Source organism: Streptomyces sp. NPDC058773 (genome assembly GCF_042746015.1).
Lineage (GTDB): Bacteria > Actinomycetota > Actinomycetes > Streptomycetales > Streptomycetaceae > Streptomyces.
The window spans coordinates 1-25,615 of sequence record NZ_JBHYPE010000038.1 but is presented as its reverse complement, the minus strand read 5'-3'; the positions used below and the strand labels follow the sequence as shown (position 1 = coordinate 25,615).

Genomic DNA, 25,615 nt, shown 5'->3' with positions numbered 1-25,615 from the left:
CGGCTGCCCTACGCACAGCAGAAGGGGGCCTGGGTGGCCGCGCACAACGCCACGCACGCACCGGATCACGCCCCGGATTCCGTTCGCGACCGTGAGATCGAAGCCGAGCAGACACATCTGGACCGTGTCTACCGGCGCCTCGAGGAGAAGATCCACGAGGCGGAGTTCCTGATGGACGACGCCGCCAGGCGCGGCCAGGTCGGCACGCCCGGCGCGCTCGCCGAGCGCGACGCCCAGGTCTTCCAGGCCGGGGTCCATCTCCACCGCCTGAATTCCGAGTACGAGGACTTCCTCTTCGGCCGGATCGACCTGCTCCTCGGCAAGGACGGCAAGAAGGGCCCGGACGGCGCCTACACCTCCGTCGAACCCGCCGACGGCGCCATCGAGAACAACCGCGCCGCGATCGCCGAGACGCTGCACATCGGCCGTCTCGGGGTCCTCGACGCGGACTACTCCCCGCTGGTCATCGACTGGCGGGCACCGGCCGCCGCCCCCTTCTACCGGGCCACCCCGGTCGCCCCCGGCCGGGTCGTCCGCCGCCGGGTGATCCGCTCCAAGGGCCGCAAGGTCCTCGGCGTCGAGGACGATCTGATGCGCCCGGAGGTCACCGCGACCCTGGACGGCGCCGAGCTGCCGGCGATCGGTGACGGCGCGCTGATGGCGGCGCTGGGCCGGGCCCGCAGCCACACCATGCGGGACATCGTCGCCTCCATCCAGGCCGAGCAGGACAAGGTGATCCGGGCGCCCGCCGCCTCCGTCACCGAGGTCGAGGGCGGGCCCGGTACGGGCAAGACCGCGGTCGCCCTGCACCGCGCCGCCTACCTCCTCTACCAGGACCGCCGCCGCTACGCGGGCGGCATCCTGATCGTCTCCCCGACGCCGCTGCTGGTCGCGTACACCGAGGGCGTGCTGCCGTCGCTGGGCGAGGAGGGCCAGGTCGCCATCCGGGCGCTCGGCTCGCTCGTGGACGGCGCCGAGACGACCGCGTACGACGCGCCCGCGGTGGCCCGGATCAAGGGCTCGTCGCGGATGCAGAAGCTGCTGCGCAAGGCGGCCCGCGGGGCGCTGGACCGGGCGGCGCCGGGCGCGGAGCGCACCGGCGCCGCCGCCACGGCCCCGCCCGCGGCCACGGCGAACGGGGCCGGGGGCGGGGGCGGCGACGCCCAGCTGTCCCTGGACGACCTCGTCGGCGCCGGGGGCGCCAACGGGAACGCCGCCGGGAACGGGAACTCTGCCGGGAACGGCGCCGACCGGGACGCGTCCACCACCGGCCGCCGCCGCAGACGCACCCCCCGGGCCCCGTCCCCCGCGGCCGGTTCCGCCGCCGGTCCGCCCACCCGCCTGAAGGTCGTCGCGTTCGGCGGCCGGATCGAGCTGGACGCCGACGAGCTGCGTGCCATCCGGCAGTCCGCGCTCGGCGGCACCGCGCCGGTCAACCTGCTGCGCCCGCGGGCCCGCCGGCTGATCCTGGACGCCCTGTGGGCCAAGTCGGGCGCCGCCCGCCGCTACCCGGATCCGGAACTCGCCGCCGAGGCCCGTGAGGGCTTCGACGAGGACCTCACCACCGAGACCGACTTCCAGGAGTTCCTGGACGCCTGGTGGCCCGAGCTGACCCCGCGCGGGGTGCTGGCCGCGATGGCCGACGAGCGCCTGCTCGGCCGCTGGGCGCGCCGGCTCCTCAACCCCCGCGAGGTCCGCCAACTGGCCCGCTCCCTCCAGCGGTTGGACCACACCGGCCACGGCCCGCTGTCGGTGCACGACGTGGCGCTGCTGGACGAGCTGCAGACGGTCCTCGGCGCCCCGCTGCGCCCGGCCCGTCCGCGCGAGGCCGACCCGCTGGACCACCTGACCGGCCTGGAAGAGCTGACGACCTACACCGACCGCAACGGCGGCGGCCGCAGCCGGCGCGAACGGCTCGACGAGGAGCGCACCGACTACGCCCACGTCATCGTCGACGAGGCGCAGGACCTGACGCCGATGCAGTGGCGGATGGTCGGCCGCCGCGGCCGGCACGCGACCTGGACCGTGGTCGGCGACCCCGCGCAGTCCTCCTGGTCCGACCCCGACGAGGCCGCCGTCGCCCGCGACGAGGCGCTCGGCACCCGCCCGCGCCGCCGCTTCACGCTCACCGTGAACTACCGCAACCCCGCGGAGATCGCCGAACTGGCCGCCCGGGTCCTGGCGCTGGCGATGCCCGGTATGGAGTCCCCGAAGGCGGTCCGTTCCACGGGCCTGGAGCCCCGCTTCGCGCTCGCCGCGGACGGGGCCGGGGACGGCGGAACGGCGTCCGCCGACGACACCGTCCTGGAGCGGGCCACGGTCGCCGAGGCCGGGCGGCTGCTGGGCGAGGTGGACGGCACGGTCGGCGTCGTGGTGGCCATGAACCGCCGTGCGCAGGCCCGCCGTTGGCTGGCCCCGCTCGGCGACCGGGTGGTGGCGCTGGGCTCCCTGGAGGCCAAGGGGCTGGAGTACGACGCGACGCTGGTGGTGTCCCCGGCCGAGATCGCCGACGAGTCCCCGGCCGGACTGCGGGTGCTGTACGTGGCGCTGACCCGGGCCACCCGGCAGCTGACCGTGCTGTCGGGCGCACGGGACGAGCCGGACACGGCCGGGGTCCCCGACCTGTTGCGGGACTGAACCGCCCGGCCGGCCCCCGGACGGCGGCCCGCGCCGGGCGTGCGCGCCGCCGTCCGAGGGGTCTTGAAATCGGGCCCGCGGGACGGGATTCGCTTCCGGGGATGGTTTGTTAGCCTGGGTGACGGCACCGGCTCGATCCAAGCCCCCGGGCCCAACCATCGTCGCTACGAGCGACCACTTGCCGCGAGGCGAGCATGGCGGGTCGGTGCCGCCAAACGTGACAGAGGTCCACGCCACCCCGGTGGCGTGGACCTCTTTTCTGTGTCGGCCGATTCTGTATGGTGGAAGTCACTTTCCGGTGTTGCCCGCCGCCCGCGAACAAAAAGTTCGCAATCCCGGGCGGCTACCGCGTACTCCGCGGTAGGTGCGACGATCGGACGGAAATTCAGCGACACGGTGAAAGCAGAGGAAGTCGGCCATGGCAACGGCGCCCAGCGTCTCCTACTCGATGACGGTCCGGCTGGAGGTGCCCGCGAGCGGAACCGCGGTCTCCCAGCTCACCACGGCCGTCGAGTCCCACGGAGGCTCGGTGACCGGCCTCGACGTCACCGCGTCCGGACACGAGAAGCTCCGCATCGACGTCACGATCGCGGCGACCTCCACGGCCCACGCCGACGAGATCGTCCAGCAGCTGCGCACCATCGAGGGCGTCTCGCTGGGCAAGGTCTCCGACCGTACGTTCCTGATGCACCTCGGCGGCAAGATCGAGATGTCGTCGAAACACCCCATCCGCAACCGCGACGACCTCTCGATGATCTACACCCCCGGTGTCGCCCGCGTCTGCCAGGCCATCGCCGACAACCCCGAGGACGCCCGCCGCCTGACCATCAAGCGCAACAGCGTCGCCGTGGTCACCGACGGCTCCGCCGTCCTCGGCCTCGGCAACATCGGCCCCAAGGCCGCCCTGCCCGTCATGGAGGGCAAGGCGGCCCTCTTCAAGCGCTTCGCCGGCATCGACGCCTGGCCGCTCTGCCTGGACACCCAGGACACCGACGCCATCGTGGAGATCGTCAAGGCCATCGCCCCCGGCTTCGCGGGCATCAACCTGGAGGACATCTCCGCCCCCCGCTGCTTCGAGATCGAGGCCCGGCTGCGCGAGGCCCTCGACATCCCGGTCTTCCACGACGACCAGCACGGCACCGCCATCGTGGTGCTCGCCGCGCTCACCAACGCGCTGCGCGTCGTCGGCAAGAAGACCGAGGACGTCCGGGTCGTGATGTCCGGCGCAGGCGCGGCCGGTACCGCCATCCTCAAGCTGCTGATCGCGGCCGGTGTCCGGCACGCCGTCGTCGCCGACATCCACGGTGTGGTGCACGCCGGCCGTACGGACCTGGTCGACGCCGACCCGGACTCCCCGCTGCGCTGGATCGCCGACAACACCAACCCGGAGGGCGTCACCGGCACCCTCAAGGAGGCCGTGGTCGGCGCGGACGTCTTCATCGGTGTCTCCGCGCCCAACGTCCTGGACGGCGAGGACGTCGCCAGGATGGCCGAGGGCGCGATCGTGTTCGCGCTCGCCAACCCCGACCCCGAGGTCGACCCGGCGATCGCCCGGCAGACCGCCGCCGTGGTGGCCACCGGCCGCTCCGACTTCCCCAACCAGATCAACAACGTCCTGGTCTTCCCCGGCGTCTTCCGCGGACTCCTGGACGCCCACTCCCGCACGGTGAACACCGAGATGATGCTGGCCGCGGCCGGCGCGCTGGCGGACGTCGTCCTGGAGGACGAGGTCAACCCGAACTACATCATCCCCAGCGTCTTCAACGAGAAGGTCGCGGGCGCGGTGGCGGGTGCCGTCCGGGAGGCCGCGAAGAGCGGCGACGCCGCTGTGACGGCCGCCACGGCGGTCTGATACGGCGCGTCGCTGGACACGCCGTCGTTGGGGCCCCCATAGGGTAGGCGGGCAGCAAGCGACCGCCGCCCTGTGGGGCCGGCCCGGAGCGGGATTGATACGGAGCGTCACCACGGACGAGGCAGTGGCGCTTTTCGTGTGACCCTCCTGGGTGCCGGATTGGCTTTACCGCCGCAGGTGGGGGCAGGATGCGTAATCGGGCGCGAGGGTCTGGCAGCAGACCCGGGTCCGGGGACTGTCCGAGGACCCTGGCAGCATCGGCTTCGATCTCACGCCTCATTGGCAAGAAGAACACGGGAGTACAAACATGAACCGCAGTGAGCTGGTGGCCGCTCTGGCCGATCGCGCCGAGGTGACCCGCAAGGACGCCGACGCCGTTCTGGCCGCCCTCGCCGAGGTGACCGGCGAGATCGTCGCCAAGGGCGACGAGAAGGTCACCATCCCCGGCTTCCTCACCTTCGAGCGCACCCACCGTGCCGCTCGCACCGCGCGCAACCCGCAGACCGGCGACCCGATCCAGATCCCGGCCGGCTACAGCGTGAAGGTCTCCGCGGGCTCCAAGCTCAAGGAAGCCGCCAAGGGTAAGTAAGACCCTCAGCACGGCATGACAGGGCGGCCATCCCTTCCAGGGGTGGCCGCCTTTTCGCTGCCCTCCAGACGGCCCGTACCGCCCGGAAGCGGCCGGTCCGGGTAAACGGGCAAGCCCGCCCGGTGCCCGCCCTCCAGAGGGGCCGTCACGGCCGTACGGGGGCGGAATGCGGGAGACAGGGGCGGGGGCCGCCGCGAGCGGCGTGAACTCGGCGGCACCGCAGTCTTTGTCACGCTCGATCAGGAACCGGCACGGCCCCTGGCGGGCCACGCCGCCCTGCGGCAGGGTGGCGGCCCGAACGGCGCACCGGACCGGCCGAGTTGCCGGCCGCGCCGTTACGCACGGAAGGCCTCGTCCTCCGTGCGGACGCGGGCGCGGAGGGGAGGTCCGCGACCGTACGGAGGACGAGGCCTTCCTCGGTCAATCGGGGCGCCGGGCGCCGGCCGGGGCCGGGAAAACGGCCCCGCCCGGGCTCAGTTGGGCAGCGCGCCGTTCGGCAGCTCGACGTCGGCGCCGAGCTCCACGAGCTTCTCCATGAAGTTCTCGTAGCCGCGGTTGATCAGGTCGATGCCGTGCACCCGGGAGGTGCCCTGCGCCGCCAGTGCCGCGATCAGATACGAGAAGCCGCCGCGCAGGTCGGGGATGACCAGGTCGGAGCCCTGCAGCTTGGTGGGGCCGGAGACGACCGCGGAGTGCAGGAAGTTGCGCTGGCCGAAGCGGCAGGCGGAGCCGCCCAGGCACTCGCGGTAGAGCTGGATGTGCGCACCCATCTGGTTGAGCGCGGAGGTGAAGCCGAGCCGGGACTCGTAGACCGTCTCGTGCACGATCGACAGGCCGGACGCCTGGGTCAGCGCGACGACCAGCGGCTGCTGCCAGTCGGTCTGGAAGCCGGGGTGGACGTCGGTCTCCAGGGCGATGGCGTTGAGCAGGCCGCCCGGGTGCCAGAAACGGATGCCCTCGTCCTCGATCTCGAAGGCACCGCCGACCTTGCGGAAGGTGTTGAGGAAGGTCATCATCGACCGCTGCTGGGCGCCGCGGACGTAGATGTTGCCCTCGGTGGCCAGCGCCGCGGACGCCCAGGAGGCCGCCTCCAGGCGGTCCGGGAGGGCGCGGTGGGTGTAGCCGTCGAGCTTGTCGACACCGGTGATCCGGATCGTCCGGTCGGTGTCCATGGAGATGATCGCGCCCATCTTCTGCAGTACGCAGATGAGGTCCTCGATCTCCGGTTCCACGGCGGCGTTCGACAGCTCGGTGACGCCCTCGGCCAGGACGGCCGTCAGCAGCACCTGCTCGGTCGAGCCGACCGACGGGTACGGCAGCCGGATCTTGGTGCCGCGCAGCCGCTGCGGGGCCTCCAGGTACTGCCCGTCGGCGCGCTTCTCGATCGTCGCGCCGAACTGGCGCAGCACGTCGAAGTGGAAGTCCACGGGCCGGCCGCCGATGTCGCAGCCGCCCAGGCCCGGGATGAAGGCGTGGCCGAGGCGGTGCAGCAGCGGGCCGCAGAACAGGATCGGAATACGGGACGAGCCCGCGTGGGCATCGATGTCGGCGACGTTGGCGCTTTCCACGCGCGACGGGTCGAGGATCAGCTCGCCGGGTTCGTCGCCGGGGCGCACGGTGACGCCGTGCAGCTGGAGCAGCCCGCGCACCACGCGTACGTCGCGGATGTCGGGCACGTTGCGCAGTCGGCTGGGGCCGCTCCCGAGGAGGGCGGCGACCATGGCCTTGGGCACAAGGTTCTTCGCGCCGCGAACCCGGATCTCGCCCTCGAGCGGGGTGCCGCCGTGGACAAGCAGTACGTCGTCAGTAGAGACGGTCATGGATCTCGCGTTCCTGGAGACGGGCAGGGCCAAGCTGAAATGGTAAGGGCGGCGGAGGGTGTGGCCGAAGGCCCGTGCGGGCTTTGCTCGTGTAATGGCTTTGTCACAACACGCTCCGCTACGATCCGCCTTTGATTCGTAATCGCCCTTTGGGGGAATTGCTGCGGATTGTCGGCAATGAGCGATCCGGCGCCGGGGGTGTGCGCCGGTGCTGCCGCCGTACGCCCGCCCTGCTCTCGTACGGGTCCCGGCGTTGACTCCCCGCTCCGGGCAGAAGTGCGGGATCATGTGGCCATGACCGAGGTGTCCTCGCTCACAGGGCGGCTTCTAGTCGCGACACCCGCGCTCGCCGATCCGAATTTCGACCGCGCGGTGGTGCTGCTCCTCGACCACGACGAGGAGGGCTCCCTCGGCGTGGTCCTGAACCGTCCCACCCCGGTCGGCGTCGCGGACATCCTCGCCCCCTGGGCCGCACTGGCCGGTGAGCCGGGCGTGGTCTTCCAGGGCGGGCCGGTGTCGCTGGACTCGGCGCTCGGGGTGGCCGTGGTGCCGGGCGGGCTGTCCGGGGAGGGCGGTATCCCGTCGGTGGACAGCGGCGCCCGCCCCCAGGGCGACGGTGCGGAGACGGCCGGGGCGCCGGCCGCGGACCGGGCGGGCGTGCAGTCGGGTGACGAGCCGCTGGGCTGGCGCAGGGTGCACGGAGCGATCGGTCTGGTCGATCTGGAGGCCCCTCCGGAATTGCTCGCGGCGGCGCTCGGGAGCCTGCGGATCTTCGCCGGGTACGCGGGCTGGGGGCCGGGCCAGCTGGAGGACGAGCTGGTCGAGGGCGCCTGGTACGTCGTCGAGTCCGAGCCCGGGGACGTCTCCTCGCCCGATCCGGAACAGCTGTGGCGCGCGGTGCTGCGACGGCAGCGCAACGAGCTGGCGATGGTGGCCACGTATCCGGATGACCCGTCGCTGAACTGACGCCCGTCCCTGGCGCGTGACGGAAAGCGGTCCCTCCAGGAGCGGAGGGCGGCTTGGGTGCACGGCGGCCCAAATTTTGTTGACGACTTGATTATTGTGACGGCTCCGTCATGGGGAATTGTCGGTCCCCGTCGCTAAGGTGCGGCATGACAGGGGACGGTGCGCGGCCGCGTCGGCGGGGCCGCGCTGGACACACGGGGAGAGGCCATGCACAGGCCGAGCGTGCCCGAGGATCTGGACCATCCGGAGCGCCTGTGGGCGCGCGCCGCGACGCTGGCGGTGGTGGCGGCCGCCGTGGACGACGGGGACGAATTCTCCTGGGGCGACCGGGGTTTGCAGTGCTGGAACGTCGGCGGCAGCTACTGGTGGCGGCTGAAGATGTTCGAGGGCGGCCGGGCCCTGCTGTGCGGGCAGGACTCCGACGGCAGTCACACGCACAGCGCAGGCCGGCAGATCGACTTCCTGGCCGGCGGCCCCGCGTGGCTGCCCCATGAGGAGCTGCGGGAGGACGCCGAGGGCAATCTCTTCGGCTTCGTCTACTGGTGGCAGGACGGCGCCTGGGGGCGTGCGCCCTATCCCGAGAAGATGCCGGACGACGGCCTGGAAATGGCCATGAGCTGGGTCGCGCCCGGTGACGACGCGATCCGGGAGATCGCCGAGGACCTCGTGGCCCGTACGGAGACCGAGGTCGACGCGAGGGCGGCGGTACGCGCCTTCCTGGCCGCCGCCGAGGCCCGCACGGTCGGCGCCCAGGACGTCGCCACCCTGCTCGACACCGTCTGCGGCCCGGACGCGTGGTACGAGGTCCGCCCGGACGCCGCGCTGGCCTTCGCCACGGAGCTGGGACTGACCGCGGGGAACCGGGAGGCGGGGGAGCGGGACGGGGTGGCGGTGGCGTCCTAGCGTTCGCGGGGGCTTCACCTGGTGGTGGGCCGACGCTCCCGGGTTGTCGCGCGCGTGAGTACCCTTGGCTGTTATGAGCACTGTTGAGCCCGAGCGCGGGGCAGGTACGGGGACCCTCGTGGAGCCGACGCCGCAGGTGTCGCACGGCGACGGCGACCACGAGCGCTTCGCCCACTATGTCCAGAAAGACAAGATCATGGCGAGCGCGCTCGACGGCACCCCCGTCGTGGCGCTCTGCGGCAAGGTCTGGGTACCGGGGCGTGACCCGAAGAAGTACCCGGTCTGCCCGATGTGCAAGGAGATCTTTGAGTCCATGGGCGCCGGTGGCGACAAGGACAAGGGCGGCAAGGACGGCGGCAAGAAGTAGCCGCCACGGGCCGTCCCCCGCCGGGCCGGCCCACTCCGTCCGTCCGCATCTGCGCACGGCCGCTCCACACCGCCGTCGAAGCCGCAGGACACCGCGCGTCGTCCTGCGGTGACGGCGCCCCGCCTCGGGTACGGGCCCGGGTCCCGCGTGGACCGGGCCCGTTCGCGTGCCCGGGTGCGCAACCGCCCGTGACCGACCCGGAATTGCGCGTCCTGCGCCGTGCCGCGTGGCAGCATCGCCCGTGACGGCCGGCCCCCGCCGGTCGCTTCCGCTGCGTACGCACCGGCCGGAGCGCTCCCGGTCCGGCCGGGCATGCGGCTCGGTGAAGGGCGGACGGTATGCCGGACACGGACCTCACCACCACGGCGCCGGGCGGTGGCCTGATTCCGGCGCCGCTGAGCATCGACGGGCCCGGCCGCGGCCTCGTCCGCCTGGGCGAGGACACCGCGTTGGCGGCCGCGCCCGGCACCGAGGACACCGCGCGCTGGCTGCGGGAGACCCTCGGCGCGGCCTTCGGCCTGCCGCTGGCGCCCGGCTCGGACCAGGCGGCGGACACCCTCGCCCTCGCCCTGGACCCGGCGCTGCCCCCGGAGGGCTACCGGCTGGAGGCCGATATCGGCCGGGGCGTACGGATCACCGGCGGCGGCCCGGCCGGCGCCTTCTGGGGCGCGCAGACGCTGCGGCAGCTCCTCGGCCCGCAGGCCTTCCGCCGGGCGCCGCTCGCGCCGGGGCGCGCGGCCGTCCTGGCGCCGAGGACCATCGAGGACGGCCCGCGCTTCGGCTGGCGCGGCATGCTGCTCGATGTCGCCCGGCACTTCCTGCCCAAGGACGGCGTGCTCCGCTGGATCGACCTGCTCGCCGCCCACAAGCTCAACGTCCTGCACCTGCACCTCACTGACGACCAGGGCTGGCGGATCGAGATCAGGCGCTACCCGAAACTGACCGAAATCGGCGCCTGGCGGGAGCGCACCAAACTCGGCCACCGGGCCTCACCGTTGTGGGACGAGCGCCCGCACGGCGGCTACTACACCCAGGACGACATCCGCGAGATCGTCGCCTACGCCGCCCGGCGGCACGTCACCGTCGTCCCCGAGATCGACATCCCCGGACACTCGCAGGCCGCCATCGCCGCGTACCCCGAACTCGGCAACGCCGACGTCATCGACACCACCTCCCTGAAGGTCTGGGACACCTGGGGCGTCAACCCCAACGTACTGGCGCCCACCGACACCACCCTGCGGTTCTACGAGCACGTCCTCGACGAGGTTCTCGGCCTCTTCCCCTCGCCGTTCGTGCACATCGGCGGCGACGAGTGCCCCAAGGACCAGTGGCGGGCGTCCGCCACCGCCCAGGCGCGGATCGCCGAACTGGGGCTGGCCGGCGAGGAGGAGCTGCAGAGCTGGTTCATCCGGCACTTCGACCGCTGGCTGACCGGGCGCGGCCGGCGGCTGATCGGCTGGGACGAGATCCTGGACGGCGGCCCGGCCGGGGGCTCCCCTCCGGCCCCGGCCGCCGCGGCCCCGTTCGCCGTCTCCTCCTGGCGCGGCTACGCGGGCGGTATCGCAGCCGCGAAATCCGGCCATGACGTCGTCATGTGCCCCGAACAGCAGGTGTACCTGGACCACCGTCAGCACGCCTCCCCGGACGAACCGGTGCCGATCGGCTTCGTGCGGACCCTGGAGGACGTCTACCGCTTCGAGCCGGTACCACCGGAGCTCACGGCGGACCAGACCGCGCACGTGCTGGGCACCCAGGCCAACGTCTGGACCGAGGTCATGGACAGTCAGCAGCGCCTCGACTACCAGGTCTTTCCGCGGCTGGCGGCGTTCGCCGAGGTCGCCTGGTCGCGGCTGCCCGCCCCGGAGGGGCGCGACTACCGGGACTTCACCCGGCGGATGGCGGTCCACTACACCCGGCTCGACGCCCTCGGCGTCGGCTACCGCCCGCCCGGCGGCCCGCTCCCCTGGCAGAAACGCCCCGGGGTGCTCGGACGCCCGATCGACGGGGCGCCCCCAAACGTGTGAGCCCGGGTGCAAGGAAGGCGCCCGTACGCCCGGACCCTGGGACCGTGGTGAGGTACGGCGGTTGCCCCGCACCGTCGTACCGCCCGCCGCCGCGAACACGGTGTGCGCCCCGCCGGAGACCCCGCCGGAACGCCTCCGCCGCCGCGCCGCACCGCGGTTCCGCACCGCCGCCGGCGGACGAAACCGGACCAGCAGCCTGTTCGGGGACGGATCGCCGCTTCGTGGACCCTCGCGCCGGGGGCCCGGGAAGATGTGCCAGAGTTGCCACGTCCGGGCTGTGAGCACGTACCGTACGGCGGAGCGGAACTGCCGGGACACCGGGGAAGGGGCAGCTGGCTTGACCACGCACGCACCGCACGCGTCGCACACGGTGACGTTGCCGGCCTCGCTCGACGAGGCGGTGGCGGCGCTGACGGCCATGCCCGCCGCCGTGCCCGTCGCGGGCGGCACCGATCTCATGGCGGCGGTCAACGCCGGACTCCTCAGACCCGCGGCACTGGTGGGCCTCGGCAGGATCAGCGAGATCCGCGGCTGGCAGTACCTGGACGGCCATGCGCTGCTCGGCGCCGGACTCACCCTCGCCCGTATGGGGCGTCCCGACTTCGCCGCCCTGATCCCCGGACTGGCCGCCGCCGCGCGCGCGGCCGGTCCGCCGCAGGTCCGCAACGCCGGCACCCTCGGCGGCAACATCGTGACCTCCGCACCCACGGGCGACACCCTCCCGGTGCTCGCCGCCCTGGAGGCCACGGTGATCATCGCCGGTCCCGGGGGCGGCCGCCGTGAGATCCCGGTCAGCCATCTGCTGGCCGGCCGGGAGATGCTGAGCCCCGGCGAACTCGTCGGCTTCGTACGGGTGCCGCTGCTGCACGCCCCGCAGGCCTTCCTCAAGGCGACCGGCCGCACCGGCCCCGGCCGCGCCACCGCCTCGGTGGCGCTGGTCCTGGACCCGGCCCGGCGCGGGGTGCGCTGCGCCGTGGGCGCGGTCGCCGCCATGCCGCTGCGCCCTCTGGAGGCGGAGCAGTGGGTGGCCTCGCTCATCGACTGGGACGGCGAACGCGGCCTGGTGCCCGAGGCGCTGACGGCCTTCGGCGACTACGTCGCGGCCGCCTGCATCCCGGACCCGGAGCCGCCGGAGGACGGTTCGGAACCGGCCGCCCTGCCGCCGGCCGCCCTGCATCTGCGCCGTACGGTGGCAGCCCTGGCCCGCCGCGCACTGGGGAGGGCGCTCTCATGAGCGAGCGCAGCGTGCGCGTCCGCCCGGCTTCCGGCCGGGGGACCATCATCGAACGGTGCGCGCCTCGCACGAGCGGGGCCGAGCGAAGCGAGGGCTCGGCATGAGCGACGCAGACAACCGCCATCCGTACCAGCCGCACCCCGAGCACGGCTGGCAGCCGCTGCCGCAGGGAGGCGAGTACGAGTCGGAGGCGACGGCCTTCGTCCAGCTCCCGGAGGGCTTCACCACCGGGGTCTACGGTGGTGGGTCGCCCCGGTACAACACCCCGGGCCCCGAGCCGCTCGCCGCACCCGGCCACGGTTACACCCCGCCGTCCTCCTTCAGTTCGCACCCGGCCGGGCAGCCGGCCACGGACCAGGGCGGCGACCCGTCGTCCACCGGCCAGTGGACGATGCCCTTCGCGGACCCGTCGGCCGGTTACGCGGACCCGACCGCCGGATACCCGGCGCGGACCGAGCACGCCGCCCACCACGACCCGTCCGTGGCCTACCAGGGCGGTGCGCCCGAGTCGGCCCAGCCATGGGGCGGCGCCTCGGTGGCCTGGCCCGTGGCGGGCAGCCCGGAGGCGGGCGCCGGAGCCTGGTCGGTCCCCGCGGCGGCGGACGACGGCCTGGAGGAATCCGGCGAGTACCTGGTCGGCGAGGACGGTCTGACGGGTCATACGGGACTTTCGGGCACCCATCCGGGCCTGCCCGGCCATCCGGGGCATCCGGGCCATCCGGGCCTTACCGGGCACGGTGCCGACCATCACGGCGGATACCCGGGCTCCGGCGCGTACGGCGACGCCGGGAACGCCGCGGACACCGGGGAGGCGGCCCAGACCGGCCACTGGAACTTCACCGCCGGGATGAACGCCGCCAGCGCCCCGGAGACGCACTCCGCGCAGCCGCAGCAGCCCACGCACGGCGGACCGGGCCACGACCGCTTCGGCGGCCCCGCAGGCGCCCCGTACGCGCACGAGGGCGGTCTGCCCGGCCACGGCACCGAGCCGGGCGGCGAACTGCCCGGAGACGGCGGCCCGTCGGCCGGCGACCCGTACGCCACGGGCGCGGGTGGCCACCACGCCGCGGCCGGCGACGCGACCGGCCACTGGTCGCTGCCCGCCGACGCGCTCGCCCAGTGGCCTCCGCCCGCTGAGCCGGCGCAGCCGCCGCACGACGCGGCACCGCACCAGCCGGAACACCACGCGGCGCGTCAGCCGGAGCACCACGCGGAGCACCGGACGGAGCATCACCAGGAGCACCACCCGGAGCGCCATGCGGAGCACCGGCCCGAGACGGACGGCCGGCCCGACGGGGCGGCGGACGCGGGCGGCTGGACCGTTCCGGTGGCCGAGGGGGAACGGCCCGAGCACTCGGGCGAGTTCGCGCTCGGCGACGTGGCCGGGCACCCGGCGTCGGCCGCGCCCGCCGAGCCCGTCGCGCCCGCCGCACCTGCCGAGCACGCCGCACCTGCCGCCCCGGAGGCCGACGGGCCGGTGGACGCGCCCGGGACGGAGACGGCGGAGCCCGGCCCGCACACCGCGCCCGGCGAGTCCGTGCACGCCGGTTCCGTGCACGCCGGTTCCGGCGAGCCGGCTGAGGCCACCGCCCCGGCCGGGCACGAGGTCCCCGAGCCGCACGACACCGCCGCCGACGGCGCCGGCGCACCCGGCGACGCGGGGCACGCCCCCGCCGGGGACCCGGCCGCCACCGGGGAACTCGCGGGCGCCGAAGCGGACTTCGAGACGGGCGCCGCGGCAGGCACCGACACCGGCACCGACACCGGCACCGACACCGGCACCGGTTCCGGCATCGGCTCCACGGCAGGCGCCGAGGGCCACACCGGTCACGCCGACCCCGCCGACCACAGCAACCTCGTTGACGGGCTCGCCGCCGCCGCGCGTTCGTCCGACCTCGGGGCCGACCCCGGCGCCGGCGACCACGACGAACACCCCGCCTCCTCCTACGTCCTGCGCGTCAACGGCATCGACCGGCCGGTCACCGACGCCTGGATCGGGGAGTCGCTTCTTTACGTGCTGCGCGAACGGCTCGGCCTGGCCGGCGCCAAGGACGGCTGCTCGCAGGGTGAGTGCGGGGCCTGCTCGGTCCAGGTGGACGGCCGGCTGGTGGCGTCCTGCCTGGTGCCCGCGGCCACCACCGCGGGCAGTGAGGTCCGTACCGTCGAGGGGCTCGCGGAGAACGGTGTGCCCTCCGACGTACAGCGCGCGCTCGCCGCGTCCGGCGCGGTGCAGTGCGGCTTCTGCGTACCGGGAATGGCGATGACCGTCCATGACCTCCTGGAGGGCAACCACGCCCCCAGCGAGCTGGAGACCCGCAAGGCGCTGTGCGGCAACCTGTGCCGCTGCTCCGGCTACCGGGGCGTGCTGGACGCCGTCGACCAGGTCGTCAAGGCCCGCGCGGACGCCGCCGAGGCGGCCTACGGGCCCGCGGACGAACCCGACGGGACGGCGTCTTCGGACACCGCCCGTATTCCCCACCAGGCGGGCCCCGCCGACGAAACGGGCCACGCCCCGCACGACCAGGACCGGCACCCGGGAGGCTCCGCATGACCGGCACGTCCGAGGGCGCAGGCGCCGCCACCGCGACCCCCGCGGCGGGCGTCCCGATCCCCGCCGAGCCGCCGCACGGCCTGGGCGTCTCGCTGCCGCCCGCCGACGCACCGGCGAAGACGGAGGGCACCTTCCCGTACGCCGCCGACCTGTGGGCCGAGGGGCTGTTGTGGGCCGCGGTGCTGCGTTCGCCGCACCCCCGCGCGCGCATCCTGTCCATCGACACCACCCCCGCGGCGGAGATGCCGGGCGTCCGTGTCGTCGTCACGCACGCGGACGTGCCCGGTGACGCGGGGCACGGCCGGGGCACCGCCGACCGCCCGGTGTTCGCCAAGGACGAGGTCCGCCACCACGGTGAGCCGATCGCCGCGGTGGCCGCCGAGCACCCCGACACGGCCCGGCTGGCCGCGGCCGCCATCGCCGTGGAATACGAGGTCCTCGACGCGGTCACCGACCCCCAACTGGCCTTCGAGGCCGAACCGCTGCACCCGGACGGCAACCTCATCCGGCACATCCCGCTCCGCTTCGGCGACGCCGAGGCCGTCGGTGAGGTGATGGTCGAGGGGCTCTACCGGATCGGCCGGCAGGACCCGGCGCCCATCGGGGCCGAGGCCGGGCTCGCGGTGCCGCGCCCCGATGGCGGCGTGGAGATCTACACCGCCTCAACGGACCCGCACACCGACCGCGATCTGGCCGCCGCCTCCTTCGGGCTGGCGCCGGAGCAGGTCAAGGTCGTGGTGACCGGCATCCCCGGCGCCACCGCCGACCGCGAGGACCCCGGCATCCAGCTCCCGCTGGGCCTGCTGGCGCTGCGTACGGGCTGCCCCGTCAAGCTCGCCGCCACCCGCGAGGAGTCCTTCCTCTCGCACGCCCACCGCCACCCCACGCTGCTGCGCTACCGCCATCACGCGGACGCCGACGGCAAGTTGGTCAAGGTGGAGGCGCAGATCCTGATGGACGCCGGGGCCTACGCCGACACCTCGGCCGATGCGCTGGCCGCCGCCGTCTCGTTCTCCTGCGGCCCGTACGTCGTCCCGCACGCCGTCGTCGACGGCTGGGCGGTCCGCACCAACAACCCGCCGTCCGGCCATGTGCGCGGCGAGGGCGCGATGCAGGTCTGCGCCGCCTACGAGGGCCAGATGGACAAGCTGGCGGCCCGGCTGGGCCTGGAGCCCGACGAGATCCGGCTGCGCAACGTCATGGCCACCGGCGATCTGCTCCCCACGGGGCAGACCGTGACCTGCCCCGCCCCGGTCGCCGAACTGCTGCACGCCGTCAAGGAGGCGCCGCTTCCGGAGCTGCCCAAGGACGCACCCGAAACGGAATGGCTGCTGCCGGGCGGTCCCGAGGGGGCCGGCGAGCCGGGCGCGGTGCGCCGCGGTGTCGGCTACGGGCTGGGCATGGTGCACATGCTCGGCGCGGAGGGGACCGACGAGGTCTCCACCGCGACCGTCAAGGTCAGCGGCTCGGTCGCCACCGTCATCTGCGCCGCCGTCGAGACCGGTTCGGGCTTCTCCACCCTGGCGCGGCAGATCGTTCAGGAGACCCTGGGCGTCGAGGAGGTGCACGTCGCGGGCGTGGACACCGACCAGCCGCCGGCCGGCGCGGCCTGCCACGGGCGGCACACCTGGGTCTCCGGCGGCGCCGTAGAACGCGCCGCCAAGATGGTCCGGACCCAGCTTCTCCAGCCGCTGGCCCACAAGTTCGGCATGTCCACCGAACTCCTCCAGATCAACGACGGCAAGATCACCTCGTACGACGGGGTGCTCAGCACCACCGTCGCCGAGGCGCTGGACGGCAAGGAGCTGTGGGCCACCGCCCAGTGCCGGCCGCATCCGACCGAGCCGCTGGACGAGAGCGGCCAGGGCGACGCGTTCGTCGGCCTCGCCTTCTGCGCGATCCGCTGTGTCGCCGACGTCGACATCGAACTCGGCACCATCCGGGTGGTGGAGATGACCGTCGCCCAGGACGTGGGCCGGGTGCTCAACCCCCGCCAGCTGCGGGCCCGTATCGAGGCCGGCGTCACCCAGGGCATGGGCGCCGCCCTGATGGAGAACCTGCGCACCACCCGCGGCCAGGTCCGCCACCCCGATCTGACCGGCTACGCGCTGCCGACCGCCCTGGACGCGCCGGAGATCCGCATCGTCAAGCTGGTCGAGGAGCGCGACGTGGTCGCCCCCTTCGGCGCCAAGCCCGCCAGCGCGGTCCCGGTCGTCACTTCACCGGCCGCCGTCGCCTCCGCGGTCCGCGCCGCCACCGGCCGCCCCATCGGCCGCCTCCCGATCCGCCCGCAGGCGGCGGTGGCGCAGGTGGTGCAGCAGTAGGCAGGCCGTGTGCCTGCTGGTTGGTTGCCCTGCGGTCTGCCTGCTGTTCCGCTGTTTGGTTTTTTCCCCGCCGCCCACCCCCCTTCGGGGGGTGGGCGGGTGTATGTGGGTCGGTTTCAGGTGGCGCGCGCGGGCGGGGGCTGAGCCGATGTGCGTGTGGGAGTGGCTGCGGGCCGGGCCGATGTGCGTGTGAGAGTGGCTGCGGGCCGGGCCGGGCCGGGTCGGGGGCGCTGGGGGTGCGCCTCGTGCGTGTTCTTCCTGTGGTGGGGCGGTGACCTGGACTTTCACGCTGCGTCACGGCGATTGTCAGTGGGGTCACTTAGAGTGATTTCCGGTGGGTGGGATGGCATCGCGCGAGGGGAGGAAAGCGACCCGGTGGGGTCAAAGTGCTTGCGGGGGGTGGGAATTGGAGGATCCTGGGGCGGCCGGAGTGAGAGCCGGCCTGCTGTGGGGATCGCGGGGATCGCAGGGGTTCGCGAGGTCGAGGGGGAGCGGGATGCCGCAGGAATGGGCGGGGGAGTCCGGGCGGGACCGGGCCGTGGAGCGGTACGTCCAGGAGTTGCTGGTGCGCAGGCCGGGCAGTCGGGCCGAGTTACCGGCCACATTGCTGCTGGGGCCGCGTGGCAGCGGTAAGACGACGGTGCTGCGCCATCTGGCGGACTGGGCCCGGCGGGCGCCGGTGGCCCGTCTCGATCTGGCGGCGCTGGGCCAGGAGGGCCGTAAACCGATCGATGTGCTGGCCGCGTTGGTCTTCCAGCTCAACGAGAAGAAGCGGGACTTCGCCCGGCTGCGCTTCCCGGCGTTCGGGCTGCTGACGATCGCGGTCGCGGCGCGGATGGACGCGGCCGACCGGGACGCCGCCGTACGGCAGATGGAAGAGGCGCTGGTCGGACCGCCGGGCAGCCGCTCGGAGGTGATCAATCAGCTCGCCACCTACGCCGCGACGGTCCTCGGCGCCCCGACCGCGGTGACTGCCGCGCTGCCGCTGCTGCCGGAGTGGCGGCGCCACTGGGTGCGCCTGCGGGTGCGCTGGCAGCTGGCGCGTATCCAGCGCCGCAGCCGTGGCGGCGGTTCCGTCGACGGCTTTCTGGTCGATCTCAACCAGCGCTACGGCGACCGCGAGGCGGCCGAGCGGCAGCGGGCCGAGGCGGTGCTCTTCGACGCCTTCCTGGACGATCTGCGGCGGGCGTACGGCTCGCGTGGCGGCGACAAGCGGCGTACGACGCAGTGTCTGGTGCTGCTGGACAACGTCGACAGTCCGCTGGGCAACGACTTCCTCAAGGCGCTGCTGGATGCCCGGCGCAAGGCCGGGGCGGCCGATCCGCTGCTGGTGCTCACCACCGCGGGGAGCTATCCGGCGGCGCTGGAGGGCTTTGCGTTCGGCGGGCCGCGGCGGCCCGGTGTGCTGCCCGGCCGGTGGCCCGCGCAGGAGGAGAGGTTCGTTCCGGAGCAGGTGGTGAAGGGGCTGGTGGTGGGCCGGTTACGCGATCTGGTCCGGCACGAGGTCGAGCAACAGGCCAAGGAGGCGCTGCGGTCGGCCGGCCGCCGGGTGCCGGTGCCGGCGGCCGACAACGGTGTGCAGTGGCTGGGCTGGGTGGTGCATGAGCTCACCCGTGGTCACCCGGCGGGCACCGCACAACTGCTGGCGGCTCTGCTGGAGCGTCCGGCGGACGAGGGGTGGGACGCGCGGCTGCGGCAGGTCCTGCGGCCCTCCGGGGAGCTTGTGGACGCCCTGCTGGAGCGGCTGTTGCCCCTCGACGCCAGTGGCGAGCTGATGCAGGCGCTGGCCCGTGGTGCGGCCGCCGTCGACCTGGCCCAGGCGCAGGCGGGCCGGGTGCTGTGGGACGAGTCGAGCGCCCGTGTCCAGGAGGAGTTCAACGACTTCTGTACGGACGTGCTGCGCACCATGCATCTCGACAGCGGCGACGAGGAGTCCGACGGCCGGGCGGAGACCCCCCACCCGTTGCTGCGTCTGCTGTTGCTGCGCCGGCTCGCCGCGGTCCCCGAGCCCGACGGGGCAGGCGGAGCGGCCGGGGAGATCGAGGGGACGGCCGGTGCCCGGGGGCGGCGGGCGGTGCATGCCGTGCTGCGGGACCGGGCGTTCGCCGCGGGGGAGGAGGCCACCGCCGCCTATCACGCGCTGGCGGGCGGCGATCTCGCCGCGGCGGCCGCCTATCTGGACGCCGCGTTCGACCGGGTCGCCCCGGAGGAGTGGTGCGCGGAGCTGTGCCGGCTCCGGCGCGCCCCGCTCACCGAGTCCGGCCCGGCCCTCGACCAGCCACTGTGGGAGCGCTACGAGCGGCTGGTGGAGCACCTCGGCGAGGGCGCCGTGGAACAGCGGCTGCGGACCATCACCCGGCTGCTCGCGGCGGTCTGGATCGGCCCCGAGCCGCCGGACGACCCCCGTACGGACCGGGTCGGCGATCCGTATCGCGATCCGCTCGGTGACCCCGGGGCCGAGCTGTACGGCGAGATCCAGGCCCGCTTCCACACCCTCGCGGTGCATGCCGACAGCGTGCCCTGGACCTCGGCGCTGCTGCGGAAGGCGAAGCAGTACGGAAAGGAGCCGTGGCTGTGAGCACCCGTGTCTTCGAACCGCCCCGGCCCCCGCGGCGCTGGGGGTTGTGGCTCCTCTCGGTGCTGGTGGCGGCGGCGGTCGTGGTCGCCGCCGTGGTGCAGATCGTCGAGACGAACGGACGGTGCGGGGAGGGCGTCCGCGAGGTGGCCGACGGCGAGTGCGTCGGCGTCACGGACGGCTCGTACGCCTTCGGGAACATGAAGGCGCTGAGCGCGAAGATCCGTGACGAGAACGCCGAGGTCGCCAAGTCCGGGGAGCGGTCGGTCGCCATCGCCTATCTCGAGGCCATGGCGGGCGGTTCCGCGGACCGCGGGCCGGAGGCCACCCGGCAGGCCGTCAGCGGCGCCTACCTCGCCCAGCGCGCGCTGAACGCCGAGCGCTCGACCCTCCCCAAGATCCGGCTGCTGCTCGCCAACACCGGCCGCGGCGACCGCCATTGGCGCCAGGTCGTCGACCAGCTCATCGCGATGAAGGACAAGGAACACCTGGTCGCGGTGGCGGGCTTCGGCCAGAGCAACGACCGGACGATGCGCGCCGTGAAGCGGCTGCGTGCGGCCGGGCTGCCGATGGTCGGTGCGACCGTGGCGGCGGACGGGCTGAGTTCCCCGGTGGCCGGGTTCTACCGGGTCTCCTTCCCCAACCGCGACCAGACCGCGGCCGCGGCCGGCTACCTCAAGGAGCAGCAGCGCAAGCACCCCGGCTACCGCGTCCAGGTGATCCGGGACGGCAACGAGAAGGACGACTACAACACCTCGCTCTACGAGGACTTCTCGACGGCGGCGAGGCGCGCGGGCCTCGACGTGGACGACGAGGTCATCCCGTTCCGCTCCGGGGAGGACGAGCAGGCGACGGCCGGCAATGCGCTGTCCCTGGTCGCCGACAAGGTCTGCGGCGACCCGAAGCCGCCGGACCTGGTGTATTTCGCGGGCCGGGGACGGGAACTGCGACGCTTCATCGAGGCGGCCGGCGAGGGCGGCCGGCACTGCCGCACGACGGTGCTCTCCGGCTCCAGTGCGCTGGGCGTCTACTTCGACACCGGAGGCGACCGGCACCGCGCCGAGCTCGCCACCCTCGCCGAGCGCTGGAAGGACAGCCAACTGACCGTCTACTACACCGCCTTCACCCACCCCGCGATATCCAGGGAGGTCTACGGCGGCGACGGGAAAGGCCCGTTCGCCGCCTTCGAGCGGGCCTACCGCGAAGAGGTCGGCGGACCCACCACCGACCTCGCCAGCGGCCAGGCGATGCTCGGCCATGACGCCACGTACACCGTCGGCAAGGCGGCCCGGAACGCCGTCGGCGTCTACGGCACCCGCCAGGTCACCGCCCGCATGGTCCTGGCCATGCTGGAGCAGACCAACGGCAGATCCCGGGTCCGTGGCATCAGCGGCCACATAGCCTTCGACCCGGACACCGGCGAGCCGGTGGAGCGCCCGCTGGCACTGGTGGAACTGCGGCGCCCGACGGACACCGGCGAAGCAGGGGACATATACCGCTTCGTGGCCGCCCTGTCCGCCGGCCGGCAGGGGTGACGTGTGGCGGCTCAGGCGGCGCGGACGCCGGAAGGCGTGGAAGCGGGAGGGGGCAGGGCAGGCCACCTGGAACGGGGAACGAGCCGACCGCCGTGCCGAGCGGGGGCCGTCGGTGCCGGCATGTCCGGAGGCGGTCCCCACAGGGTGGGGGCCGCCTCCGGACAACGCGCGCGGTCCTCGTGTGGGGGGACGGGACCATGCGGTGCAGGGAGGCCGTGGCGGGATTCGAACCCGCGTAACTCGCTTTGCAGGCGAGCCCCTGAGCCACTCGGGCACACGGCCGGGGGGTGGTGCTGTCCCGACTTTAGGCCGCGGGGCGGGGTGCCCGGCAAGGGTGTGCGGCGGGCTGCCATGGGGCCGCAATGCGGGGAAACACCGGGAAACGCGGGGCAATACGGGGTTCATGCAGAGCGCGTGGCAGCGGACGTGGCGGGGCCTCACACCCCGTGCAGGAAATCCTCCACCAGCCCGGCGAACACCTCCGGTGCGTCCACCCACGGGTAGTGGCCGACGCCGGGGAGCGGGTGGACCCGGGCATGCGGGAAAGAGGTGGCCACCAGCTCGCCCGCACGCATTCCGGTCACCCCGTCGCGGTCGCCGGTCACCACCAGGACCTGGCAGGCCGCCTCGCGCAGGCCGGCCAGCAGCGCCAGCCGCAGCTGGTCGTCCACGCCCTGCCAGAAGCCGGCCCGCGGTACCGGGCCCAACTGCGCGCCCTCCGTGGCCGCATGGGCCCGCTGCGGCTCGTCCCACCGCCCGTAGGCGAGCGGCGCCGCGGTGAACAGCAGCTCCCGCACCTCGCTCAGGTCGGTCGCCTCGGTCAGCCGCCGCAGCGCCGCCGAGGCCGCCGGCCACCACTCCTCGTGGCGGCGGGACTCGAAGATCTCCTGTGCGTCGTCGGGGAGTTCGCCCTGCAGCCGGGAGCCGGGGCAGACCAGCACCAGCCGGGTCAGCCGCTGCGGGTACCCGGCCGCGTACGCCTGCGCGACCGCGGCGCCCGCGTCGTGCGCGAGCAGTGCGAATCGCTCCAGGCCCAGATGCCCGCGCAGCGCCTCCAGGTCCTCGGCGAGCTGCGGGAAGGCGTAGCGGGACGGGTCGGCGGCGGCCGGCGAGCCGCCGGTGCCGCGGCTGTCGGGCAGGATCAGCTGCCGGTCCGCGGCCAGTCCGCCGAGGTCGCCCAGGTACGCGGCGTCCCGCCCGGGGCCGCCGGCCAGGCACACCAGCGGCGGCAGCGGGGAGTCGGCCGGCCCGAGCACGCGGTAGTGGAGCTCGGCATCGTCGTACGTACGGAAGTGCGGCATACGCACAGCTTGCCCGACGTGCGGCGGCAGATGACGGCGCCGGACCACGGCCGTCCGGATCCAGCCCTCCGCCAGGGGCACCGCCGCGGTACGGCCCTTACCCTGGCCCGATGACCGCTGACCGCCCCCATGATCCCGGCATCGGCACCGACGACCCGGCAGATGCGGCCGGTGTAGCCAGTGTGGCCGGTACGGGGACCACCGCCACCCCCGGTGACGCCACCGGGTCCGCCGGGTTCGCCGATGGCGGCGGCCGGGACGGCGGCATCCTCGGCCGGTCCCACCGTGCGCTCACCCTCGGCATCATCTCCGTCGTCTCCCTCATCGCCTTCGAGGCGAGCGCCGTGAACACCGCGATGCCGGCCGCCGCCCGCGCCCTGGACGGCATCGGGCTGTACGCCTTCGGCTTCTCCGCGTTCTTCACGGCGAGTCTGTTCGCGATGGCGCTCGCGGGGGAGTGGAGCGACCGGCGCGGGCCGCTCGGGCCGCTGTTCACCGGGATCGCGGCGTTCGGTGCCGGGCTGGTGGTCGCGGGCGCCGCCCGGAGCATGGGGATGTTCATCGCGGGCCGCGGTGTGCAGGGCATCGGCGGCGGCCTGGTGATCGTCGCGCTCTACGTGGTCGTCGGGCGCGCCTACCCCGAGCGGCTGCGCGCGTCGGTCATGGCGTCGTTCTCGGCGGCCTGGGTCCTCCCGGTGATCGTCGGCCCGCTGGTCGCCGGAACCGTCACCGAACACCTCGGCTGGCGGTGGGTCTTCCTCGCCATCCCCGTCCTGATACTGCTGCCGCTCCTGGTGATGCTGCCCGCGCTGCGCACCCTGCCCCAGGAGGGGCCGGGTCCCCGGGGCGGCCTGCGGCAGGTGCTGGGCAGCCGCCGCTGTCTGCTCGCGCTGGCCGTCGCGCTCGGCGCCTGCCTGCTCCAGTACGCGGGCCAGCACCCGTCCTGGCCCGCGCTGTTGCCCGCCGCCGTCGGCCTGGCCCTCCTCGCGCCCGCCCTCGTGCGGCTGCTGCCCCGCGGTACGTTCCGCGCCGCGCGCGGTCTGCCGTCCGTGGTGCTGCTGCGCGGACTCGCCGCCGGCTCGATGGTCGCGGCCGAGAGCTTCATCCCGCTGATGCTGGTCACCCAGCGCGGACTCTCCGCCACCCTCGCCGGCCTCTCCCTCACCGGCGGCGGCCTGACCTGGGCGTTCGGTTCGTACGTACAGAGCCGCCCGCGCCTGGAGCCGTACCGCGAGCGGCTGATGGCCCTCGGCCTGGTGCTCGTGGCGGCGGCCATCGCACTGGTCCCGCTGGCCCTGCTCGACGGCGTCCCGGCCGGGATCGTCGCGGTGGCCTGGACGTTCGTCGGCTTCGGCATGGGCCTGAACATCTCCAGCTGCGGCGTCCTGCTGCTGAAGCTGTCCCGGCCCGAGGAGGCCGGCAGCAACTCCGCGTCCCTGCAGATGTCCGATGCGCTCGGCAATGTGACGTTTGTGGGCCTCGGTGGTGTGCTGTTCGTCGCGTTCGGCGGTGGCTCGATCGCGGCCCACGCCTCCGCGGTTCCCGCCGCGTCGGGCGCGGCCAGTCATCCCGCGGCGTTTGTCGCCGTTTTCGCGACGATGGCTCTTGTCGCGCTCTCGGCAGCGGGGGCGGCGGGGCGTCTTAGGTAGCTGCCCACGTTTTCGGCTTTCCCGCCGTGGTGGTTGCTCGCCGTCTGTGGCCCGCTTCGCGGTGCCCTCGCCGTGTCGCCTGCGGCGGGCGGGGCTCCGCTGCGCGGCGTTGTGGCTCCCTGTGTTTTCGCCTGACTCGTCGTTGCGCCTGCGGCGGGCGGGTGGTTTGTGGGTGCGGTGACGGACCTCCGGGGCAGGGTGTCCGGACCCGTAGGGGGAGTTGTCCAGGTGGGTGGGCGCGGCCGTCGTGCGCAGGTGTTTTGGTGCCTGGTATTCGCCTTCTCTGCGGGTGAGTTCGGCGGGGATCATGAATTCATGTGTGCGGATGGCTGGCTTCTCACCGAAGACGTCGATGACTTTCTTGCCGGAGCCGGGGGATTCTTGCGTTCGCGTCCCGCCCTGCACGTCATGCCGTTGACGGGGGTGGCGAGGCTGCGAAGGCGTGGGGCGGAGGCATACGGTGCCCAGGCTCCGCTCTTCGGTTGGCTGGCGCGGGAGGGCAGGGTTCAGGCCACCTTTCACCGCCTTCCGTGTCTCGGTCTGGGGCTCACTCCCCTCGCTCCCGAGGAGGCCGACGCGCTCGCCGGGCACCTGGCCGGCCTCGGCCACCGCCTTCCCTACGTCAGTGCGGACCAGAGCACGGCCACTGCTTTCGCCGAGGCCTGGCAGCGGCACGCCGGCGCGACGCCGAAGCTGCGCGATACGCGGCTCTGCCTGTACCGCCTCGGCACGCTCACCCCACCGGAACCGTTCCCCGCGGGCCGGGGGCGGGTCGTCGGCGAGCGAGATCGTGAGCAACTCATGGGCTGGTGCCGTGAGTTCGCGGCCGATGTCGGGGAAGCCGTGTCCATCGACGCCGGCTCCTGGGGCGGCACACGCTTCGCCGAGAAGCGCTATACGTTCTGGGAGGCCCCGGACGGTGTGCCCGTCTCCATGGCGGGTGTGAACCCGATGGTCGCCGACATGATCCAGGTGGACCCCGTCTACACGCCCGCCCACCTGCGCGGTCGCGGTTACGCGGCCGCCGTGACGGTCGAGGTGACCCGCGCCGCACTGGCCGCGGGCGCCAAGGAGGTCGTGCTGTTCACGAACGCGGCCAATGCCACGAGCAACGCCCTCTACCAGCGCCTCGGGTACCGGCTGATCGCCGACTGGGCCGTGTACGACTTCGCAGACGCCGACCTGGACCACTCAGGGGAACCCCCACCGGCCTCCTCACCATCCCCCACGGGAGGGGACGGGCCGGAGGGGCAGGGGTGTGGGACGTAAAGCGAAGCAGTCCCACACC

16 protein-coding genes and 1 tRNA gene are annotated in these 25,615 nt (G+C 73.7%); 14 read left to right on the top strand and 3 right to left on the bottom strand.

Going from position 1 to position 25,615, the window contains the following annotated elements:
- Positions 1–33 precede the first annotated feature (33 nt).
- From ACFW5B_RS27005 to ACFW5B_RS26995, 3 genes are all read left to right on the top strand, one after another.
- The gene (locus tag ACFW5B_RS27005; protein WP_386444718.1) at positions 34–2,637 is read left to right on the top strand and encodes a HelD family protein; all 2,604 of its coding nucleotides are present in this window, start codon (positions 34–36) and stop codon (positions 2,635–2,637) included.
- Between the two features lie 418 nt (positions 2,638–3,055).
- Positions 3,056–4,489 (top strand): NAD-dependent malic enzyme, encoded by a 1,434-nt coding sequence (locus ACFW5B_RS27000; RefSeq protein ID WP_386444715.1) that lies wholly within the window; start codon positions 3,056–3,058, stop codon positions 4,487–4,489.
- A 307-nt stretch (positions 4,490–4,796) separates the two neighbouring features.
- The gene (locus tag ACFW5B_RS26995; protein ID WP_030069353.1) at positions 4,797–5,078 is read left to right on the top strand and encodes an HU family DNA-binding protein; all 282 of its coding nucleotides are present in this window, start codon (positions 4,797–4,799) and stop codon (positions 5,076–5,078) included.
- A gap of 473 nt (positions 5,079–5,551) precedes the next feature.
- Here ACFW5B_RS26995 and murA read toward each other — a convergent pair whose 3' ends face one another.
- Complete coding sequence (gene murA / locus ACFW5B_RS26990; RefSeq protein WP_386444712.1) at positions 5,552–6,898, bottom strand: UDP-N-acetylglucosamine 1-carboxyvinyltransferase; 1,347 nt, start codon at positions 6,896–6,898, stop codon at positions 5,552–5,554.
- A 294-nt stretch (positions 6,899–7,192) separates the two neighbouring features.
- On the opposite strand from murA, the gene ACFW5B_RS26985 reads away from it, so the two are divergent.
- From ACFW5B_RS26985 to ACFW5B_RS26945, 9 genes are all read left to right on the top strand, one after another.
- Positions 7,193–7,864, top strand: coding sequence for a YqgE/AlgH family protein (locus ACFW5B_RS26985; RefSeq protein ID WP_386444709.1), 672 nt, complete (start codon positions 7,193–7,195; stop codon positions 7,862–7,864).
- Between the two features lie 207 nt (positions 7,865–8,071).
- A complete protein-coding gene (locus ACFW5B_RS26980; RefSeq protein WP_386444706.1) occupies positions 8,072–8,767 on the top strand; it encodes a hypothetical protein in 696 nt (231 codons plus the stop codon).
- 73 nt (positions 8,768–8,840) lie between these two features.
- The gene (locus ACFW5B_RS26975; protein WP_078568732.1) at positions 8,841–9,134 is read left to right on the top strand and encodes a DUF3039 domain-containing protein; all 294 of its coding nucleotides are present in this window, start codon (positions 8,841–8,843) and stop codon (positions 9,132–9,134) included.
- 338 nt (positions 9,135–9,472) lie between these two features.
- Positions 9,473–11,158, top strand: coding sequence for a beta-N-acetylhexosaminidase (locus ACFW5B_RS26970; protein ID WP_386444703.1), 1,686 nt, complete (start codon positions 9,473–9,475; stop codon positions 11,156–11,158).
- A 337-nt stretch (positions 11,159–11,495) separates the two neighbouring features.
- On the top strand, positions 11,496–12,392 hold the full coding sequence (locus tag ACFW5B_RS26965) for an FAD binding domain-containing protein (RefSeq protein ID WP_386444700.1): 897 nt from the start codon (positions 11,496–11,498) through the stop codon (positions 12,390–12,392).
- Positions 12,393–12,492: 100 nt separating this feature from the next.
- Positions 12,493–14,943 (top strand): 2Fe-2S iron-sulfur cluster-binding protein, encoded by a 2,451-nt coding sequence (locus ACFW5B_RS26960; RefSeq protein ID WP_386444697.1) that lies wholly within the window; start codon positions 12,493–12,495, stop codon positions 14,941–14,943.
- Entirely contained in the window at positions 14,940–17,267 is a 2,328-nt protein-coding gene (locus ACFW5B_RS26955) for a xanthine dehydrogenase family protein molybdopterin-binding subunit (RefSeq protein ID WP_386444694.1), read from the top strand. Before ACFW5B_RS26960 ends, ACFW5B_RS26955 begins: the two co-directional genes overlap by 4 nt.
- 496 nt (positions 17,268–17,763) lie before the next feature.
- Positions 17,764–19,845: an ATP-binding protein gene (locus ACFW5B_RS26950; RefSeq protein ID WP_386444692.1), complete on the top strand. Its 2,082-nt coding sequence runs from the start codon at positions 17,764–17,766 to the stop codon at positions 19,843–19,845.
- Positions 19,842–21,377 carry an ABC transporter substrate-binding protein gene (locus ACFW5B_RS26945; protein WP_386444689.1) on the top strand — a complete coding sequence of 512 codons (1,536 nt, stop codon included), beginning with the start codon at positions 19,842–19,844 and terminating at the stop codon, positions 21,375–21,377. Before ACFW5B_RS26950 ends, ACFW5B_RS26945 begins: the two co-directional genes overlap by 4 nt.
- Before the next feature lie 210 nt (positions 21,378–21,587).
- On the opposite strand, the gene ACFW5B_RS26940 is transcribed toward ACFW5B_RS26945, so the two are convergent.
- Both ACFW5B_RS26940 and ACFW5B_RS26935 read right to left on the bottom strand, forming a co-directional pair.
- A tRNA-Cys gene (locus ACFW5B_RS26940) sits at positions 21,588–21,659 on the bottom strand.
- 155 nt (positions 21,660–21,814) lie between these two features.
- Positions 21,815–22,678 (bottom strand): alpha/beta fold hydrolase, encoded by an 864-nt coding sequence (locus ACFW5B_RS26935; protein ID WP_386444687.1) that lies wholly within the window; start codon positions 22,676–22,678, stop codon positions 21,815–21,817.
- Positions 22,679–22,788: 110 nt separating this feature from the next.
- Here ACFW5B_RS26935 and ACFW5B_RS26930 point away from each other — a divergent pair, with 110 nt between their 5' ends.
- Together ACFW5B_RS26930 and ACFW5B_RS26925 are read left to right on the top strand one after the other, a co-directional pair.
- Complete coding sequence (locus ACFW5B_RS26930; RefSeq protein WP_386444684.1) at positions 22,789–24,327, top strand: MFS transporter; 1,539 nt, start codon at positions 22,789–22,791, stop codon at positions 24,325–24,327.
- 315 nt (positions 24,328–24,642) lie between these two features.
- Complete coding sequence (locus ACFW5B_RS26925) at positions 24,643–25,596, top strand: GNAT family N-acetyltransferase (protein WP_386444682.1); 954 nt, start codon at positions 24,643–24,645, stop codon at positions 25,594–25,596.
- Positions 25,597–25,615 lie beyond the last annotated feature (19 nt).

What these genes read in the sequence shown, in the direction of transcription:
- ACFW5B_RS26925 (WP_386444682.1), top strand. Translation starts at nt 24,643, where the DNA reads ATGTGTGCGGATGGCTGGCTTCTCACCGAAGACGTCGATGACTTTCTT.
- ACFW5B_RS26995 (WP_030069353.1), top strand. Translation starts at nt 4,797, where the DNA reads ATGAACCGCAGTGAGCTGGTGGCCGCTCTGGCCGATCGCGCCGAGGTG.
- ACFW5B_RS26955 (WP_386444694.1), top strand. Translation starts at nt 14,940, where the DNA reads ATGACCGGCACGTCCGAGGGCGCAGGCGCCGCCACCGCGACCCCCGCG.
- ACFW5B_RS26930 (WP_386444684.1), top strand. Translation starts at nt 22,789, where the DNA reads ATGACCGCTGACCGCCCCCATGATCCCGGCATCGGCACCGACGACCCG.
- ACFW5B_RS27000 (WP_386444715.1), top strand. Translation starts at nt 3,056, where the DNA reads ATGGCAACGGCGCCCAGCGTCTCCTACTCGATGACGGTCCGGCTGGAG.
- ACFW5B_RS26970 (WP_386444703.1), top strand. Translation starts at nt 9,473, where the DNA reads ATGCCGGACACGGACCTCACCACCACGGCGCCGGGCGGTGGCCTGATT.
- ACFW5B_RS26985 (WP_386444709.1), top strand. Translation starts at nt 7,193, where the DNA reads ATGACCGAGGTGTCCTCGCTCACAGGGCGGCTTCTAGTCGCGACACCC.
- ACFW5B_RS26950 (WP_386444692.1), top strand. Translation starts at nt 17,764, where the DNA reads ATGCCGCAGGAATGGGCGGGGGAGTCCGGGCGGGACCGGGCCGTGGAG.
- ACFW5B_RS26980 (WP_386444706.1), top strand. Translation starts at nt 8,072, where the DNA reads ATGCACAGGCCGAGCGTGCCCGAGGATCTGGACCATCCGGAGCGCCTG.
- ACFW5B_RS26960 (WP_386444697.1), top strand. Translation starts at nt 12,493, where the DNA reads ATGAGCGACGCAGACAACCGCCATCCGTACCAGCCGCACCCCGAGCAC.
- murA (WP_386444712.1), bottom strand. Translation starts at nt 6,898, where the DNA reads ATGACCGTCTCTACTGACGACGTACTGCTTGTCCACGGCGGCACCCCG.
- ACFW5B_RS26935 (WP_386444687.1), bottom strand. Translation starts at nt 22,678, where the DNA reads ATGCCGCACTTCCGTACGTACGACGATGCCGAGCTCCACTACCGCGTG.
- ACFW5B_RS26975 (WP_078568732.1), top strand. Translation starts at nt 8,841, where the DNA reads ATGAGCACTGTTGAGCCCGAGCGCGGGGCAGGTACGGGGACCCTCGTG.